The sequence below is a fragment of the Empedobacter sp. UBA7620 genome, from assembly GCF_002484185.1.
Classification (GTDB): Bacteria; Bacteroidota; Bacteroidia; order Flavobacteriales; family Weeksellaceae; genus Empedobacter; species Empedobacter falsenii_C.
In genome coordinates, this window is record NZ_DLJI01000032.1 from 68,154 (window position 1) to 86,303 (window position 18,150).

15 protein-coding genes are annotated in these 18,150 nt (G+C 32.5%); 6 read left to right on the forward strand and 9 right to left on the reverse strand.

Translation table 11 applies throughout. The features are described from left to right. Window positions 1-80: 80 nt before the first annotated feature. Complete coding sequence (locus B2217_RS07725; protein WP_291122260.1) at window positions 81-2,135, reverse strand: alpha-ketoacid dehydrogenase subunit alpha/beta; 2,055 nt, start codon at window positions 2,133-2,135, stop codon at window positions 81-83. Window positions 2,136-2,140: 5 nt separating this feature from the next. Further along, window positions 2,141-3,400, reverse strand: a complete 1,260-nt coding sequence (locus B2217_RS07730; RefSeq protein WP_180906683.1) for a dihydrolipoamide acetyltransferase family protein — start codon at window positions 3,398-3,400, stop codon at window positions 2,141-2,143. Window positions 3,401-3,565: 165 nt separating this feature from the next. Between B2217_RS07730 and B2217_RS16975 the strand changes: the two genes are divergently transcribed. Next, complete coding sequence (locus B2217_RS16975) at window positions 3,566-3,706, forward strand: PLD nuclease N-terminal domain-containing protein (RefSeq protein WP_350324676.1); 141 nt, start codon at window positions 3,566-3,568, stop codon at window positions 3,704-3,706. On the opposite strand, the gene B2217_RS07735 is transcribed toward B2217_RS16975, so the two are convergent. The 5 genes from B2217_RS07735 to B2217_RS07755 all read right to left on the reverse strand — a co-directional run bounded on the left by B2217_RS07735 (window position 3,703) and on the right by B2217_RS07755 (window position 10,778). Beyond that, entirely contained in the window at window positions 3,703-4,491 is a 789-nt protein-coding gene (locus tag B2217_RS07735) for a phosphatase PAP2 family protein (protein ID WP_244958046.1), read from the reverse strand. The two genes, B2217_RS16975 and B2217_RS07735, sit on opposite strands and share 4 nt — an antisense overlap. A 143-nt stretch (window positions 4,492-4,634) precedes the next feature. Beyond that, window positions 4,635-5,765, reverse strand: coding sequence for a 4-hydroxyphenylpyruvate dioxygenase (gene hppD, locus B2217_RS07740; protein ID WP_125350265.1), 1,131 nt, complete (start codon window positions 5,763-5,765; stop codon window positions 4,635-4,637). A gap of 217 nt (window positions 5,766-5,982) precedes the next feature. After that, window positions 5,983-7,140, reverse strand: coding sequence for a homogentisate 1,2-dioxygenase (locus tag B2217_RS07745; RefSeq protein ID WP_291122262.1), 1,158 nt, complete (start codon window positions 7,138-7,140; stop codon window positions 5,983-5,985). Between the two features lie 432 nt (window positions 7,141-7,572). Further along, window positions 7,573-9,768, reverse strand: coding sequence for a B12-binding domain-containing radical SAM protein (locus tag B2217_RS07750; protein ID WP_280045714.1), 2,196 nt, complete (start codon window positions 9,766-9,768; stop codon window positions 7,573-7,575). A 59-nt stretch (window positions 9,769-9,827) separates the two neighbouring features. Then, window positions 9,828-10,778, reverse strand: coding sequence for a M20/M25/M40 family metallo-hydrolase (locus tag B2217_RS07755; protein WP_180906681.1), 951 nt, complete (start codon window positions 10,776-10,778; stop codon window positions 9,828-9,830). A gap of 398 nt (window positions 10,779-11,176) precedes the next feature. Here B2217_RS07755 and B2217_RS07760 point away from each other — a divergent pair, with 398 nt between their 5' ends. From B2217_RS07760 to B2217_RS07780, 5 genes are all read left to right on the forward strand, one after another. Further along, window positions 11,177-11,740: an RNA polymerase sigma factor gene (locus tag B2217_RS07760; protein ID WP_180906680.1), complete on the forward strand. Its 564-nt coding sequence runs from the start codon at window positions 11,177-11,179 to the stop codon at window positions 11,738-11,740. Next, a complete protein-coding gene (locus tag B2217_RS07765; RefSeq protein WP_180906679.1) occupies window positions 11,733-12,560 on the forward strand; it encodes a hypothetical protein in 828 nt (275 codons plus the stop codon). Before B2217_RS07760 ends, B2217_RS07765 begins: the two co-directional genes overlap by 8 nt. A gap of 21 nt (window positions 12,561-12,581) precedes the next feature. Further along, window positions 12,582-13,391, forward strand: a complete 810-nt coding sequence (locus tag B2217_RS07770; RefSeq protein ID WP_180906678.1) for a DUF4097 family beta strand repeat-containing protein — start codon at window positions 12,582-12,584, stop codon at window positions 13,389-13,391. After that, window positions 13,388-14,113, forward strand: coding sequence for a hypothetical protein (locus B2217_RS07775; protein WP_180906677.1), 726 nt, complete (start codon window positions 13,388-13,390; stop codon window positions 14,111-14,113). The genes B2217_RS07770 and B2217_RS07775 overlap by 4 nt, the downstream gene beginning before the upstream one ends. Window positions 14,114-14,260: 147 nt before the next feature. Continuing rightward, entirely contained in the window at window positions 14,261-14,674 is a 414-nt protein-coding gene (locus B2217_RS07780; RefSeq protein WP_180906820.1) for an OsmC family protein, read from the forward strand. A gap of 18 nt (window positions 14,675-14,692) precedes the next feature. On the opposite strand, the gene B2217_RS07785 is transcribed toward B2217_RS07780, so the two are convergent. Together B2217_RS07785 and uvrA are read right to left on the reverse strand one after the other, a co-directional pair. Further along, window positions 14,693-15,289, reverse strand: coding sequence for a hypothetical protein (locus B2217_RS07785; protein ID WP_291122265.1), 597 nt, complete (start codon window positions 15,287-15,289; stop codon window positions 14,693-14,695). A gap of 20 nt (window positions 15,290-15,309) precedes the next feature. Further along, entirely contained in the window at window positions 15,310-18,114 is a 2,805-nt protein-coding gene (gene uvrA / locus B2217_RS07790) for an excinuclease ABC subunit UvrA (RefSeq protein WP_180906675.1), read from the reverse strand. Window positions 18,115-18,150 lie beyond the last annotated feature (36 nt).

Here is an 18,150-nt window from a genome sequence, read left to right on the forward strand (position 1 = left end):
TTAATCAAAAAAAACAAAAAAACTAACAAACGTTAGTTTTTTTAGTGTAAAAAATACAATTATTATTAATTATTGCCTTTTTAATAGGATAAAATACTATTAATCAATGTTTTTAATTTTTCAGCATTTGGTAACATTTCTGCTTCTAAAGTGGAATTTAATGGAATTGCTGGCATATCTTGTGCTCCTAACACACGAATTGGAGCATCTAAGTACTCAAAACATTCTTCATTAATTAAGCCTGCAATGCTCTGTGCAAAAGAGTTTTGCTTCGCTTCTTCTGTCAAAACAATACAACGATTGTGTTTTTTTACACTATTAAAGATTGACTCCTCGTCTAACGGAACTAAAGTTCTTAAATCAATAATTTCGACTTGATTAGGAAAATCTTTTGCCGCTTGTTTCGCCCAATACACTCCCATTCCGTATGTAATAATTGAAACAGAATTATGATTTTGAGAAGATTCAGCTGTTAAAACTTCACGTGCTTTACCAAAAGGCAATACATAATCTTCGTCTGGCTCAACAGTCGCCGCATCTTCTGTTCCTTTTATTTTACTCCAATACAACCCTTTGTGTTCTAACATTACCACAGGATTTGGATCATAATATGCTGCTTTCATCAAGCCTTTCAAATCCGCTCCAGTAGATGGATATGCAATTTTAATTCCTTTGATATTCGTCAAAACACTTTCTACTGAACTTGAATGATAAGGACCTCCGCTTCCGTACGCACCAATTGGTACACGTAAAATNNTCGAAACTGGCCATTTACCGTTTGATAAATAATTAGAACGCGCCACTTCTGTAAACAATTGATTAAGACCTGGCCAAATATAATCTGCAAATTGCACCTCAACAATTGGTTTTAAGCCAGCTGCAGACATTCCAACTGTAGATCCAATTATAAACGCTTCTTGAATTGGTGTGTTAAATACACGATTTTTACCATATTGTTTTGCTAAAGTTGCCGCTTCACGAAAAACTCCACCTAAACGCAACCCAACATCTTGTCCATATAATAAAGCTTCTGGATGCTCTGCCATTAATTCACGAATCGCAAACAATGCAGAATCTACCATTACTGTTTTTTCTTTTCCTTCTGGAGAACGATTTCCTTTTTCTTCTGTAATCGGTGTTGACGCAAAAACATGCGTATATAAATCTTCAGGACGAGGATCTTCTGCTTTTAAGGCTTCTTGATATTCAGTCTGTACTTGTTCTCTTATCTTATTCTCAATTTCGATTAAATCATTTTCATCGAAACCTTCATTTAATAACGTATTTTTTAATTTATCATAAGGATCACGAGATTGTGCTTCCTCCAAATCATCTCTGTACCATTCTTTACGAACGCCAGATGTATGATGATTCAATAAAGGAACTTTTGCATGAACTAAAATCGGACGACGTTCTGTACGAATAATTTCAATTGCACGTTGAACCGTTTCATAAGAAGCCAAGAAATCTGTTCCATCAACCACAAAAACTTCCAAACCATTGAAACCTTTCGCATAATGAGAAATATCCTGCGCACGAATTTCATCTGCCGATGCCGAAATATCCCATTCATTATCTTGAACCAAATATAAAATTGGTAATTGTTTCAAAGCTGCCATTTGGAAAGCTTCTGCCACTTCGCCTTCTGTACAAGACGCATCTCCTAACGAACAAACCGAAATTGGTTTTACTTTTTCGTCACAAAGACCTTCTAACTCTTTGTATTGCATTCCCATCGCAATTCCTGTTGTTGGAATCGCTTGCATTCCAGTTGCACTACTTTGATGCGGAATTTTTGGCATATTATCACGACGCAAACTAGGATGAGAATAATACGTTCTTCCTCCAGAAAAAATATCATCACGTTTTGCCAATAATTGCAACATCAATTCATAAGGTGTTATTCCTATTGATAATAACATTGCATCGTCTCGGTAATATGCACTTAAGTAATCTTGTGGTAATAATTGTAATCCTGTTGCAATTTGAATTGCTTCGTGTCCACGCGCAGTTGCGTGTACATATTTGCTTGTTACAGCTTTATTTTCTTCGTATAATTCGGTTAAAGATTTTGCAGTAACCAATAATTCGTATGCTTTTTTAAGTAATATTGTTGTTGATAATATGGTTTCCATTCTGATTAAATTTGCGTGTTAACATCCCAATTCTCCATATAATCTGAAATTCGTTTCAAGAAAACGCCTCCCAAAGATCCGTCTATCACACGATGATCAAACGAAAGTGACAAATACATAAATTGTCTTGCCACGATAATATCTCCAAATTCAGTTTCCAAAACCGCAGGTTTTTTCTTGATCACACCAGTCGCTAAAATTGCCACTTCTGGTTGATTGATGATTGGCGTTCCCATTAAATTACCAAAAGTTCCCACGTTACTTATTGTGAACGTTCCTCCACGAACATCATCTGGCGAAAGTTTGTTGTTTCTCGCTTTATCTACAATAGAATTTACAGCTTTTGCTAAACCTTCTAAATTCAATTCATTAGCTTGATGAATAACAGGAACAATCAAATTATTACTTGGCAAAGCAGTTGCAATTCCAATATTTATCTCATTGTGTTTGATGATTTTAGTCTCAGTTTCATCAACCGATACATTAACCATTGGAAAATTTTTTATTGCACGAACAACACAATCTACAATTAACGGCGTAAACGTTAATTTTTGTTTATATTTTGCTTCAAAAGCAGCCTTATTTTCTTCGCGCCATTTCACAAAATTAGTAACATCAGGTTCTACATAAGCCGTCACATGAGGCGAAGTTTGTTTACTCTTTTTCATGTGTTTCGAAATCAATTGACGCATTTTATCCATCTCAATGATTTCATCTTTCGCTCCAAAAGAAGAGCTTGAAACTACATTATTCTCAATTAAAGTATTGCTTGAATTATTAGATGTAAATAGTTTATTTTGGATATAATTCAATACATCATTCTTCGAAATTCTCCCATCACGACCAGAACCTTTTATTTGTAAAATATCAGATGATTGAAGATTTTCTTTTTGCATGATACTTTTTACCAAAGGTGATAAAAATTGATTTGTATCGATTGAATTTATAGTTTGTGAAGTTGTAACAGTCTCAATCTTTTTTTCTTCAACATTTTCAGTTTTTTGAGCTGATTGTTGTTGATTTTCTGAAGGCTCAATTAAAGCGAAAACTTCTCCGATTTTTATTTCATCTCCTTCATTAAATCTAAACTCAATAATCTTTCCAGTAATTGTAGAAGGCACATCAGAATCTACTTTATCCGTCGAAACTTCGGCAATTACTTCATCCTCTTGAATGAAATCACCAATGTTTTTTGTAAAACGAACCAATTGTACAGACTCAACACTTTCTCCCAATTTTGGAATCGTTAGTTCTATATTCTTCATTTTATTTGTTTGCAGTTTTGAGCGTTGAAGATAATGATTTTTTATAAAAACTAATGAATGTTAGTTGAAATATTCATTAGTTTTATGCAAATTAATTAAACAATGGAAGATATTTTTGTTGGGATATGGTTTCTTTTTGCATTAACAATGGCCTTTTTACCAATAATGTGTTTAATACATATTATTACACATCAGTTTAGAAATTTAAAAACAAAATTTCTATGGATTTTTGTTGTAGTATTAATTCCGTATTTAGGTTCTATTTTATATTATTTAAAAGGTCGAAATATGGTTATAAATAACTAAAATCTCATCACCAAACCAATTCCCGCTTGATTATTTTGATAAACAGGAAAAACCATTGTTGCGACTTTAGATTCTTTATTTTTTGGAGAAAACCAATTGTTAATCGTAGGAAATAACCAATACGCCAATTCCGTCGATAAAATTCCTATTCCCGCTCCAGCAACAACATCTCCAACCCAATGACGATTGTTGATAACACGATAAACACCCGTAAAAGCAGCCAAAGGAAATCCAGCTAAACTCAACCAAAAATTAGAATCTTGATATTCTCGAAACATAAATTGAGCCGTAGAAAACGCATTTGCCGTATGTCCAGAGGGAAAAGAAAGATTGTTTGTACCATCGGGTCTTTCTTCTTGTACAGTGTGCTTTAATCCCATCACCAAACCTGTATTAATGATTTGAGAAGTTGCAAAAATTATTGTCCGATCTCGTAAATTATGTTTCCCTTGAACGCCAGCTAAGTTCAATCCATAGACCGCTGCAGCAGGTAAATATTGTGTATAATTATCAAATTTATTTCCTTTTGTTTTATCTTCTAAAATTTCATTTTGAGTAGATTTATTCAAATTATCCAACGCTGGAATTGCCAAACTCAAACTTCCATATGTAATTAAAGTCGCAGGAATAATCAACTTTTTGGCGTTAAAATGATAAACTTTATCTTCTGGATTAAATGTTTGCTTTGGAATAGAATCAAGTTGAATTGAATCCGTTTTAGTTTGCTGAATTGTATCTTGTGCATTTCCTTTTATCGAAAATATTGAAAGTAATACACAATTCATTAGTATCGTTTTTGTTTTAATTTGGTTCATTTTCACATTCATTTTATTGAACAAATGTATTTGAAACCTGCTTACGCAAAACTTAAGATTTGATTAAGAAAAAAGCCATTAGAAATAATCCAATGGCTTTTAAAAATATCTATTTATAAATTTCCTCGACGTTCTTGTTCTCTTTCTAAGGCTTCAAACAATGCTTTGAAATTTCCTGCTCCAAACGATTGCGCTCCATGACGCTCGATAATTTCGTAGAATAATGTTGGACGATCTTCGACTGGTTTTGTAAAAATTTGTAACAAATAACCTTCTTCATCACAATCAACCAAAATTCCTAAATCTTGTAACTTCTTGATATCCTCATCAATTTCACCCACACGTTCTGGAATCATATCGTAATAAGCCTCTGGTGGCGCAGATAAAAACTCAACTCCGCGAGATTTAAGCTCTGTAACAGTTTTTACAATATCCTTAGTTGCAACTGCAATATGCTGCACACCTTCTCCTTCGTAAAAATCTAAATATTCTTCAACTTGAGATTTCTTTTGACCTTCTGCAGGCTCATTAATAGGGAATTTTGAATAACCATTTCCGTTACTCATCACTTTCGACATTAATGCTGAATATTCTGTATTGATTTGTTTGTCATCAAATGATAAAATATTTACAAATCCCATTACATCTTGATACCAAGCAACTGCCTCGTTCATGCGATTCCAACCTACATTACCAACGCAATGATCCACATACAATAAACCACAATCTGTTGGTTGATATGTTGATTCAGATTTCACATAACCGGGCATAAAAGGACCTTCATAATTTTTACGCTCAATAAACATATGAATCGTTTCACCATATGTATAAATTCCAGACATTTTTACTTCACCAAACTCATCTGTAATCGTAGTTGGCTCCATATACGGTTTTCCTCCACGTTTCGTTGTTTGTTCAAAAGCATCGTATGCATCATCCACCCAAAGTGCCAAAATTTTAACCCCATCGCCATGTTTCATTGCATGTTGACAAATTGGAGAATCTGATTTTAAACCAGAAGTTAATACCAAACGAATCTTCCCTTGTTGTAAAACATAAGAAGCTCTATCTCTCACTCCTGTTTCTGGCCCTGCATACGCAACTTCCTGAAATCCGAAAGCTGTTTTGTAATAATGTGCAGATTGTTTTGCATTACCAACATAAAACTCGATATAATCTGTTCCATTAATTGGAAGAAAATCTTGTGCTAATGCTATTTTTTCTGCAAATGTTTGTGTACTCATTTTTATTGTGTTTTTATTTTTATGTATTATGTAAAAAGTAAAATGTATTAAGTTTTACTGTATATGATTTATTCAGCTTCTATTTATTTAAAATATTTGATTTTGAATCAAGTTCATAATGACTTTTATTAAATCCTGTCTTAGATTCTTCGACAAGCTCAGAATAACAACGAACTTAGAACTTAGAACTTAGAACTTAGAACAAAATTAAAATCTCTTAATAAAGCCAAGATTTATAATAATTTGGATCTTCTATTTCTAACGCTTGTTCAGTTAACATCAATGGACGAAAAGGATCAATCATCACTGCTAATTCGTGTGTTTCTTTCGCTCCAATTGATTTTTCAACTGTTCCAGGATGTGGTCCATGTGGAATCCCAGCTGGATGTAATGTAATTTGCCCTTTCTCAACCGATTTTCTAGACATAAAATCTCCATCCACATAATATAAAATCTCATCAGAGTCTACGTTACTGTGATTATAAGGCGCTGGAATCGCATTCGGATGATAATCAAAAAGACGTGGAACAAAACTACAAATTACAAAACCTGCACCTTCGAAAGTTTGATGAACAGGTGGCGGTTGATGAATACGTCCTGTAATTGGCTCGAAATTATGAATAGAAAAAGCCCATGGATAATGATAACCATCCCAACCTACAAAATCAAAAGGATGGGTTCCATAAACATATGGATAAATTAATCCTTCTTTTTTGATCATAATCTTGAAATCTCCGTGTTCATCATTGGTTTCAAGATTTTGAGGACGTTTAATATCGCGCTCACAAAAAGGCGAATGTTCCATTAATTGACCAAAATGATTGCGATAACGACGAGGTGTTTCAACTGGACTAAATGATTCTGTAATAAACAATCGGTTATTAGAATCATTAAAATGAAGCTGATAAATGATTCCGCGTGGAATCACTAAATAATCTCCATATTCAAATTCAATTTGTCCATAACCAGTTTTCAGAACTCCAGAACCTTCGTGTATAAAAATTACTTCATCCGCCATCGAATTTTTATAGAAATAATCAGTCATTGATTCTTGTGGCGCAGCCAATGAAATATGCAAATCATTGTTAACCAAAACTGGCACACGAGATTCTAAATAATCTTTCGTTGGTTTTACTTTGGAACCTTTTAAAGATGTATGTTTTAAATGTTTTGCGCGAGCAATCTTAGGTTCTACCGAATAAGGTTCGCTAATCGCTTTTACCAAAGTTGGCGGATAACAGTGGTAAACATTGGAATACGTACTCGAAAATCCATGCGTAGAAACTAATTCTTCTGCATATAATTCTCCATTTGGTTTTCGGAATACCGTATGTCGCTTTTGTGGGAATTCTCCCAAATGATGATAAAGTGGCATATCGTATTTTGTTTGTTATTTTGATGAAAAGGTAGATAGATGACGAGATTCGTCAACAAATAATCTGCAATATTCTAGTGTGAATATTGAGCAAATACAATTTTGGAAAGTAAAGCAGAAGTTTGCTTATTCATTCCAACAAATAAAGGTTTAATATTTTCCTTAATTTTTTGCATTTCTTTTCTGTGGTTATCTCAAAGATAGAAACATTTTTTGATTGTACAAAATACACTTTAAATATATTATCAACTTTAAGGCACAATACAAATTAAACAAACTCCCTATTTTCAGTGATTGTATAACGTTATTTAGCAAATTAGATTTGTAAGTATAAAAACACAAACATATGGTTCTTTAAAATCATTTGATCAAAATTAATACAAATTCATATTTACCAAAAAAACCTTGAATAATTCAAGGTTTTTTTTATGTTTATACAATTAGTAAAACTGTTTCTTTTAATTTTTCGGCTTGTTTTGAATAGATAAAAATCTCAAAATCAGTTTGTATTTTTTCTTCAAAACTTTGTTTCATTTGTAGATACGAAACTGCTTTTGGACTTTCTTTTAGATGTTGTACAAAATCAACCAACCATTCTCCAATCTCTTTGTCCACAACAATTTCAAGACAATCTTGTTTGGTATGAAATTGTAAAACAGTATTCTCAAAAGTCTTCCCTTTTTTGGTTTTCGTAACAAATTCTATTTGAGGCTTCCCTCCTAACCAAACTACTTTTTGCGTTGGTTTATGCGTTATGAAAGTTTCATTATTTAAAACTGTTTCAATATAATTTGGTTGAATTGACGTTCTCGGAACTTTAAAATCAAACCATTCATTCAGCGACAACTCAAAACCAACACCGTGCATATAGTTAAACAATGATTTCTTTAATCCATACGAAAATTGATCATGAATTAAGCCTGATTTTTCTTCGTGAATCATATCATTATTCGCAAAAGTTCCTAATTCAGTACTGTGATTAATCACTTGATATTTCTCTGGATTCAATCCAACTGGACTATGTGCTGTCATCGCAAATTGATGCCAAAATCCTGATTGAAGAATTCCCAATTCGAACATTTGACGAACCATTTCCAAACTATCAATAGTTTCTTGCTTCGTTTGCGTTGGAAAACCATACATCAAATACGCATGAACCATAATTCCAGCTTCTGTAAAATTGCGATTTACAATGGCAACTTGTTCCACCGTTACACCTTTATCAATCAGTTTTAACAATCGATCCGAAGCCACTTCCAAACCTCCAGAAACCGCAATACAGCCCGAAGCTTTTAGTAATCGACACAAATCGTATGTAAAACTTTTCTCGAATCTTATATTTGTCCACCACGTTACGGTCAATTTTCTTCGAAGAATTTCTAACGCAACTTCTCGCATTAATGCTGGTGGAGCAGCTTCATCCACAAAATGAAAACCTGTATTTTGAGTTCTTTCAATCAACTCTTCCATTCTGTCCACAATTTGTTTTGCTGCAATTGGTTCATAAATTTTGATATAATCTAACGAAATATCACAAAACGTACATTTTCCCCAATAACAACCATGCGCCATCGTCAGCTTATTCCAACGTCCATCACTCCACAAACGATGCATTGGATTAACCACTTCGATGACAGAAATATATTGATCTAATTTGATATCCGTATAATCTGGCGTTCCAACTTCGCTAAATTTATAATCGCGAACAGTTTGATTGTTGATATAAGAAACTTGTTGATTTTGAAGGGCAAAAGTTCTTTTCAAATCAGAAATTTCAACTTCTTGATTGATGTATTTTAACAATTGTTCAGTTGGTGCTTCACCATCATCTAATGTAATAAAATCGAAAAACTCAAATACTCGTAGATCGCTTAAAGAACGTAATTCCGTATTCGGAAAACCACCTCCCATATCCACCACAATTTCAGGATAATTTGCTTTAATATATTGTGCACAACGGAAAGCTGAATATAAATTTCCAGGAAAAGGAACCGAAAAACCAATCATTTTTGGATTCGTTTTCTGAATTAATTTCTCTAATTCCGAAAGTGTTATTTTATCAATATAAGTTGGATCTTTCGCTAATTCTTGATACAATTCATCAAAAGAATTTGCTGATCTTCCCAAACGTTCAGCATAACGAGAAAAACCAAAATTTTCGTCAACCGCTTCAATAATTAAATCGGATAAATCTTCTAAATATAAAGTTGCCAAATGCTTCGCTTTATCTTGAAAAGACATCGAACCAAAGGCCCATTCCAAATCTTCAACCTCAGCAAAACGAGAAGCTTCTGGTAAATATCCATCTTGAACAATAGAATCAGCTAAAGTCGAATTTTTACCTTGTAGAAATCGAATAACAGGATCAATAGTTGCGATATATTCATCGCTTAACATCACCATTCTTTTACTATTATCACCTAATTCAATTTCTTGATTTTGAATAAATTGAAATAAATCAATTAAACCTTTTCTTGAGAATAATTGTAAGATGACATCTAAACCTAAATCAGCTTGAAAAGTTGAATATGAAAGTGTGTTTAGAAATCCTTTTAAATAAACTGTTCCAGGATATGGTGTATTTAATTGCGTAAAAGGTGGTGTGATTAATAAAAGATCCGTTTTCAATCGTTGAAATTTGTTGCAAAAATACGGATTGAAAAAAAATAATTTTAGATTTTTATCAATTATTTTTCAGTTTTATCAGTGCTTCTAAATGGCATTGTTTCAATTTTGAAACTTCCTTCAATCACAGCTTTTTCGAGATTAAGAATTCCTTTCAACGATTCATAATCTACTTTATCTGCATCATCTGTTGGTTTGTGATAATCGTCGTGGCCGCCTGTATGAAAAAATAAAACTGGAATATCTTTCTCATAAAACGAAGTTTGATCCGAGCCGCCTCTACCTTCATAACCTGTATAAAATTTGACAAAATCAGTCGGATTAATTTCGTTAAAAATCGTTTCAAAAGCTGGAGAAGTTCCATAACCTATAATAGAAACACCAGATTCTTTGTTCAAACGACCAATCATATCCATGTTTAACATCCAATGTACTTTCGATAAATCATACGTTGGGTGTTTCACAAAATAACGTGAACCGACCAAACCTAATTCCTCAGCACCAAAAGCAATAAATAAAAAATTAACAGGTTCTGTCACTTTATTTTTACTGTAAAATCTTGCCAATTCTAACAAGCCTGCAACGCCAGAAGCGTTATCATCAGCACCATTGTGAATCATTCCATAGCTATCTTTCGCCAAAGAACTTCCTTGCTTTCCTTCTCCCAAATGATCGTAATGTGCACCAATCACAATCGTTTTATCCGCTTTATTATCTAAAAAAGCAATCACATTTTTTGCAGAACGAATACTGTCAACAACTTTCACTTTTTTCACTTTCGCCTCAAATCCCTGAAAATAACCATCTTCTCCTAAAGGTTGAAGTTTATATTTTTTAAATTCTTTCGCAATATATTTTGCAGCTTTCAAATTTTCTTCACTTCCGGTTCCTCTCCCTTTCATTTTGTCATCTGCCAAAAAATAAACGTGTTTTTTAAGGTTTTTGACTTCAATTTCTTGCGCAAAAGACTTGGTTCCTACAACCAAAGATAAGATGATAACTATTTTTTTCATATTCAATTTCGACTAAGTATACGTCTAACAAAAATAGAAAAATAATCAAGAATATAGTATTGTGCATTTTGAATTAAAATTCGTCAATTCGAGTGATTTTCAGGAATGAAATGAATAAAAATTGTATCGAGAATAGAATTTTATCAACTAAAACCTTTTTCTCGATACAAAATTCTAAACGAATTTCACTCGAAATGACGGTTTTATTATAAGCAAATTAAAAATATACAATAAAGACCATTTTAAAATTTATATTCAAAATTTCGTTTATTATCACTGAAAATCAGGGTGAATAATTCAATAATTGTTAAATTTCAAAAACTTTTTTAAAAATTGATGCAACATTCAAAAACTTACTGCGTCTATACAATAGAAACAACAATGAAACCTTGAAAATTTTGGAGAAAGAAAATTTTTCAATAAATGATAAACAACTATTAGATTGGTGCGAATCTGGTGTAGAGGCTGGTTATACTCAGCTCTATCATCGCTATTCGAAATCAGTTTACAATTCTGTTTATCGTTTGGTGACAGAAGTTTCTGATGCGGAAGATTTGACACAAGAAATTTTTATTTCACTTTTTTCTGATATTCAAAAGTTGAAAAACATCGAGAATTTAGGAGCTTGGTTCAGTAGAGTTGCGATTAATAAATCGATTTCACATTTACGAAAAAACAAAGTTTATTTTTCGGATGTTGAAGGAGCAAATATTATTGATGACAGTGAAGAAAGTTTGGAAGAAAAACAAATGTTGGATGGTAAAATTGAAGAATTGCAACAAACGATTGAAGAATTACCAACGGATACAAGAACAATTGTGAATCTATTTCTGTTCGAAGACATGCCGCAAGAAGACATTGCTCAACTTTTAGGATTGAGCCACAACACGGTGAGAAGTAAATATCATCGTGCAAAAAAGAAAATTTACGAAACCTTACAACAAACCGTTTGCAATGAATGATTCTTTAAAAAAACATATTGATAATAACAGAGAAGCCTTTGAAAACAAAGAACCTTCTGCAGAATTATGGAAAAGAATTCAGGCTGAGATTCCTAAACAGGAAGAAAAAACTTTGGTAATTGAACAACCTAAGAAATGGAGAATTCAGAATTGGAGTATTGCTGCTTCTGCGCTTGTTCTATTGAGTGTTGGTGGATATTTTTTCTTGAAAAATGATGAAGTAAATTCGCCTAAAACAATTGAAGTTGTTAAGGAAAAACAGGTTAAAAAAGTAGAAGAAATTCAGCCAGAAATTATTCATCCAACTGATATTAATACTGAACAAAATGAAAAAGAAATTCAGTTTGTAAGAGTTCAGAAAGAGAAAAATTTCGAAAAAATTGTTCAACCAAAAGAAGAACTAATTGGTATAGATGAAAACCTTAAAAATGAAATTTTAAGTTCATTAAACGATCAAGAATCAACAAGTAATCGTATTAATGCAATTGCAAAAATAGCTGATTTACCAAGTATTGATCACAATTTAAAAGAGAGTTTATACAATTTAGCTTTAAATGACAACAATACAATTGTGCGACTAAATGCACTCGAAGCGCTTGCTTCAAAATTACCTAAATCAGACGTTTCAAAAGAGTTAACAGACATTTTTATGAAGCAAGATGATCCGATGGTACAAATGGAATTAATAGGAATGATTGCGCATATCAATAACGATCAAATCGATTTGAAATTAACAAATAAATTACAAGAAATGGTTTTGGATCCTACAACAAAAACGTTTGTGAAAGACGAAGCGTACGCGGTTCTTTTTAGAAAATAATAATTAACAAAAAATCAAAAAATGATAAGAAAAATATTTTTGGTAGCTACATCTGTTATGATGATGTCTACGTACACTTTTGCACAAAATGAATCGAAAAGTGCGAATGAAGATAATTCGAAAACGTACAAATTAGCTGTAAATAAAGGAAAACTGAACCTTGATCTTGGACGTGTAACAGTCGAAGGTTACAACGGAAACGAAATTGTTTTTTCTACAAAAACAAGATCGCGAGATAATGACGAAAGAGCAAAAGGATTGCGATCAATCAACTCATTAGGGCTTGAGGATAACACAGATTTAGGAATAAATGTTGTAGAAAAAAATGGTGTAATTGAGGTAAAACAACTTCAACAAATGACACCTCCAAATGTCAAAATATTAGTTCCAAAAGGTGTGAAAATTTCATTTAACCATCAATCTCAATTTGGAAGTACCATTACATTCAAAAATATCGAAAACGAACTTGAAGCAACTGCAAGTTACAACAATGTAGTGTTAGAAAATGTAACGGGACCTGCAACAATCAACACGATTTATGGTTCTATCGATGCGAAATTTAGTCAAAATGTAAAAGGTCCTTTGTCACTTGTGTCGATCTATGGTCACGTGGATGCTTCAATTCCGAAATCATCTAAGGCAAATGTAAAATTAACGACTTCGTTTGGTGATATTTTGATTGCACCTGAATTATCATTGAAATTAGAAGCGAATAATAGTTCGTCTGATATGATAAAAATTAACAACCAAGCAACTGGTACGTTAAATGGCGGTGGAACAAGTTTCCTTTTCAGATCAGATTATAGTAAAATTTATTTGAGAGCGTTATGAGAACAGTAGTTTTATCCTTAGCAATGGGCTTATTGGCAAATTTATCAATCGCTCAAACAAAAATTCAGAAGAGTTTTTCAGTTGAGAAAGGTCAAGAATTAACATTAAAATTTGATTATCCGCAAATCGTTAAAATCACCACTTGGAAACAAAACGAAGTGAGTATTTCTGGAAATGTAAATATCAATAATGGTAAAAATGACTCGAATTTCAGCTTAACTGAAAGCAAAAACGGTCAAGGAAAAACGATCGAAGGCAAAGTTGTTAACCTAAAAGATATTCCGCATCAAGTGACAGCGACTTTTGGAAGTGAAAAAAAACAATTTCAAACCAAAGAGGATTATCAGAAATATGTTGATGCAAATGACATCAAATCTTCTTCGGTTTCTACAGGAGTACAAATGGATATTGTATTGGAAATTAAAGTTCCTGAACATATGAAAACAACTATCGAATCAACGTATGGAACAATTGAAGTTATTAATTTTGAAGCACCAATTATCGCACAATCAACATATGGAAGTGTGGATGCAACAATGAATGCAAAACAAATTGGAGAAATAAAAGTGGAAACTTTTTTTGGGAAGATGTACACGAATTTAGATTTTGCAATCAAAACTATAAAATCAGATAATTTTCATTCAGTAATTGCGGCAAACGTAGGTAAACAGCCATTGCAAGAATTTTCTTCTAAATATGGAAATATCTATTTGAGAAAATAAATAGTAGATAAATTATAACATTTTTTGAAAGCACAATTGAGGATTCTCAGTTGTGTTTTTCTTTTAGAAAAGATTATTTTTGATAAAAATTAAGCCTTGAATCATTTATTTAAAGTTGCGCTAAATTGGATAAAGAAAGAATCGAAAATGGATTCTTCAACCAGAATTTATACAAAAAGTCATCACATTTCGATTGAAAGAAAACCTGATTTAGAGGTTTCTGCTGCGAAAGCTTTCAAAGGTGATCCAAATTTATACAATCCAGAAGATTTACTTTTGAGTAGTTTGACTTCTTGTCACATGATGTCGTATTTATATTGTTGTATACAACATAAAATTGATGTAATTTCTTACGAAGATCATTCAGAAGCTACACTGCAAGTGAATCCTGATGGAAGCGGAAAGATTATAAAAGTAGATTTATTTCCTAAAATTGTAATTGCAGATTCATCACAAATTGAGTTGGCACTTTCGCTACACAAAAAGGCAAACGAATTGTGCTTTATTGCGAATTCGTGCAATTTTCTTGTATATCATCACGCAAAATGTAGCGCAAAATAAAACGAGCTAAACTCGGTTTTAATAATTTATTATATTTCTAAAAATATCTGAAAAATTATTAATAAAATAATTTTCCTCATAAGACGTAATAAATTCTGGAGATTTAGTTAATGTTGTATTATTTAACTCAAAATTTCTTTGCTGAGAAAATAATAACTCTCTATTTTTTAAATTAAGAACCTGTAAAGCAATGTTATATCTACTTTTACCTTCTTCAGGTAATTTCGCTTTATTAAGACTTAGATAATGAGCTACTTGAATATACGGTTCTACTTTTAACTCTACAATAAATGCATAATCATAGTAAGTATCATGATTTATAAAATTCATAAATTCATCCGACTTATAGTATTTATCGTAAAACTCTAATGAATTAACAATCGTATTTTCATCATTGAATAATCCTTTTACAGATTGGTCAATTTTTTCATGAAGTTTATCTGACCCCTCAGGAAAATCATTTTTTATAATGACATAATTTTTTCGTTCCTCTAAATTAAGCTGAACAGTATTATTTTCATTTAAAGAAACATTTTTTTCGAGACGATTTACATTATACGAATTACACGAAGTAAAAATAATTATTAAAAGTAAAAAGCTATATTTCATAAACATAAATATAGCTTTTTTTATTATTATTTCAATTTCTCTTTCAAGAATTGAGCAGTATACGATTCTTTTACTTTGATAATCTCTTCTGGCGTACCTTCGGCAACCAAATAACCGCCTTTCTTCCCTCCTTCTGGACCAAGATCTATCACCCAATCTGCTACTTTGATAATATCCATATTATGTTCGATCACAAAAACCGAATGTCCCAAATCAATCAAAGCACGTAATGCTTTAATCAATTTCTGAATATCGTGGAAATGCAGACCAGTAGAAGGCTCATCGAAAATAAACAAGGTTTTGTTAGTCGTTTCTCCTTTCGTCAAAAAGAAAGCTAACTTCACACGCTGCGCCTCTCCACCAGAAAGTGTATTCGACGATTGCCCAAGTTTTACATAACCCAAACCAACATCTTGCAATGGTTTTAGTTTTTCGACAATTTTATTTTGTTGATGAGTTGTAAAAAAGTCAATTGCTTCATCAATTGTTAGATTTAAAATATCTGAAATAGATTTTCCTTCGAACTTAACTTCTAAGATTTCTTTCTTGAAACGTTCTCCATGACAATCTTCACAAACCAGCTCAACATCAGCCATAAACTGCATTTCGATGGTAATCGTTCCTTCTCCTTTACATGTATCACAACGTCCTCCATCTACGTTAAACGAAAAATGTTTTGGTTGAAATCCCATCACTTTACTCGCTTTTTGATTAGCAAATAAATTTCGTATATCATCGTAGGCTTTTACGTAAGTCACAGGATTAGAACGCGAAGATTTTCCAATTGGATTTTGATCGATTAACTCAACACCTTCTAATTGTTTCAAATCACCAACTAACTCATCAAAATCACCGATTTTATTTCCAAAAATCTCGAAATGACGCTGAACGGCTGGTGCTAAAATATCTTTCATCAACGTCGATTTTCCTGAACCCGAAACTCCTGTAATCACAGTTAATTCGTTCAAAGGAAATTTAACATCAATATTTTTTAGATTATTTTCTCTTGCTCCAATAATTTTTAGATAATTAGGAGATTTTAGACGTTTTTTAGGAACTTCAATTTCTAATTTTCCGTTCAAATATTTAGATGTTAATGTATCACCTTTTAATAATTCATCATAGGTTCCTTCAAAAACTACTTCACCTCCATTTGTTCCTGCTTCAGGACCAATATCGATGATATAATCGGCAGCTTTCATAATATCTTCATCATGTTCTACCACAATCACTGTATTGCCTAAATCGCGTAAACGATGTAAAATCGTAATAAATTTCGCTGTATCACGCGAATGTAAACCAATCGAAGGCTCGTCTAACACATACATCGAACCAACCAAACTACTTCCCAAAGAAGTTGCTAAATTGATACGTTGTGATTCTCCACCAGACAACGTATTCGAAGCACGATTTAGCGTTAAATATTCTAAACCAACATCTAACAAAAACGTTAAACGCGACTTAATTTCGTATATAATTCGACCCGCTATTTGCTGGTCATATTCATTAAATGTAATACTTGTGAAGAAATCATTCAACTCATTCAAAGGTAAATCAACCAAATCATTAATTGATTTATCTGCAATTTTCACGTAATTTGTTTCTTTACGCAAACGCTTTCCTTTACAAGTCGGACAAGTTGTTTTACCACGATAACGCGACAACATTACACGATATTGAATTTTGTATGTATTCTCCTCAACCATTTTGAAGAAACCATCCAATCCTTCCCAATCATTATCTCCGTGCCACAAATAATCTTTTTGCTCTTCGGATAACTCAAAATAAGGTTTATGAATTGGAAAATCTACTTTTTGAGAAAGTTTGATAAAATGATTTTTCCACTCACCCATTTTCTCACCTTTCCAAGCTACAACTGCATCTTCGTAGATTGACAACGATTTATTTGGAACGACAAGATTTTCCTCAACTCCGATTACTTTCCCATAACCTTCGCAAGTTGGACAAGCCCCATAAGGATTATTGAAACTAAAGAAATGAATCGTTGGTTCATTGAAAATCAGACCATCTGATTCGAATTTATTAGAAAAATATTTTACCGAATTATCTTCTGCATTTACAATCGCTATTTCTCCTTTTCCTTCGAAAAAAGCTGTCTCGATAGAATCTGCCAAACGATGATAAAAAGATTCTTCATCTTCTGTTGGCAAAGCGATACGATCAATGACAAGATGAACATCATTTTCGGGTTGAGGTTCGAAATTAAATGAAATTAAATCTTCAATTTTCACTTGATTTCCATCGACACTCAAACGTGTAAACCCCTGTTGTTGAAGAATATTCAAATGCTCTGCAAACGAACGTTCCTCTGGCACAACCAATTTTATTTGAAGAATAAATTTAGTTTCAGCCCCAAAAGTTTGTAAATAATCAATCGCATCCGTTACCGAATCTTTTTGAACTAATTCTCCTGTAATCGGCGAATATGTTTTTCCAATTCGTGCGTACAACAACTTTAGATAATCATAAACTTCTGTTGTTGTCCCAACTGTAGAACGTGGATTTGTTGAATTTACTTTTTGCTGAATCGCTATTGCTGGTGCTATTCCTTTGATATAATCAACTTGCGGTTTATCTAATTTTCCTAAAAACTGACGTGCATAAGACGACAAACTTTCGACATAACGACGCTGACCTTCCGCATACAGCGTATCAAAAGCCAAAGTAGATTTGCCAGAACCAGACATCCCAGTAATCACGACCAATTTATTTTTTGGAATCGCTAAATCAATGTTTTTTAAGTTGTGCAATTTTGCACCTTTAATCAGAATAAATTCTTTCGGATCAAGTTGATTGATATCTTTTTTCATCGTGGCGCAAAGTTAAGTTATTTTAGAAAGTTAAAC

What these genes read in the sequence shown, in the direction of transcription:
- B2217_RS07730 (WP_180906683.1), bottom strand. Translation starts at nt 3,400, where the DNA reads ATGAAGAATATAGAACTAACGATTCCAAAATTGGGAGAAAGTGTTGAG.
- B2217_RS16975 (WP_350324676.1), top strand. Translation starts at nt 3,566, where the DNA reads ATGTGTTTAATACATATTATTACACATCAGTTTAGAAATTTAAAAACA.
- B2217_RS07735 (WP_244958046.1), bottom strand. Translation starts at nt 4,491, where the DNA reads ATGAATTGTGTATTACTTTCAATATTTTCGATAAAAGGAAATGCACAA.
- hppD (WP_125350265.1), bottom strand. Translation starts at nt 5,765, where the DNA reads ATGAGTACACAAACATTTGCAGAAAAAATAGCATTAGCACAAGATTTT.
- B2217_RS07745 (WP_291122262.1), bottom strand. Translation starts at nt 7,140, where the DNA reads ATGCCACTTTATCATCATTTGGGAGAATTCCCACAAAAGCGACATACG.
- B2217_RS07755 (WP_180906681.1), bottom strand. Translation starts at nt 10,778, where the DNA reads ATGAAAAAAATAGTTATCATCTTATCTTTGGTTGTAGGAACCAAGTCT.
- B2217_RS07765 (WP_180906679.1), top strand. Translation starts at nt 11,733, where the DNA reads ATGAATGATTCTTTAAAAAAACATATTGATAATAACAGAGAAGCCTTT.
- B2217_RS07770 (WP_180906678.1), top strand. Translation starts at nt 12,582, where the DNA reads ATGATAAGAAAAATATTTTTGGTAGCTACATCTGTTATGATGATGTCT.
- B2217_RS07775 (WP_180906677.1), top strand. Translation starts at nt 13,388, where the DNA reads ATGAGAACAGTAGTTTTATCCTTAGCAATGGGCTTATTGGCAAATTTA.
- B2217_RS07780 (WP_180906820.1), top strand. Translation starts at nt 14,261, where the DNA reads ATGGATTCTTCAACCAGAATTTATACAAAAAGTCATCACATTTCGATT.
- B2217_RS07785 (WP_291122265.1), bottom strand. Translation starts at nt 15,289, where the DNA reads ATGTTTATGAAATATAGCTTTTTACTTTTAATAATTATTTTTACTTCG.
- uvrA (WP_180906675.1), bottom strand. Translation starts at nt 18,114, where the DNA reads ATGAAAAAAGATATCAATCAACTTGATCCGAAAGAATTTATTCTGATT.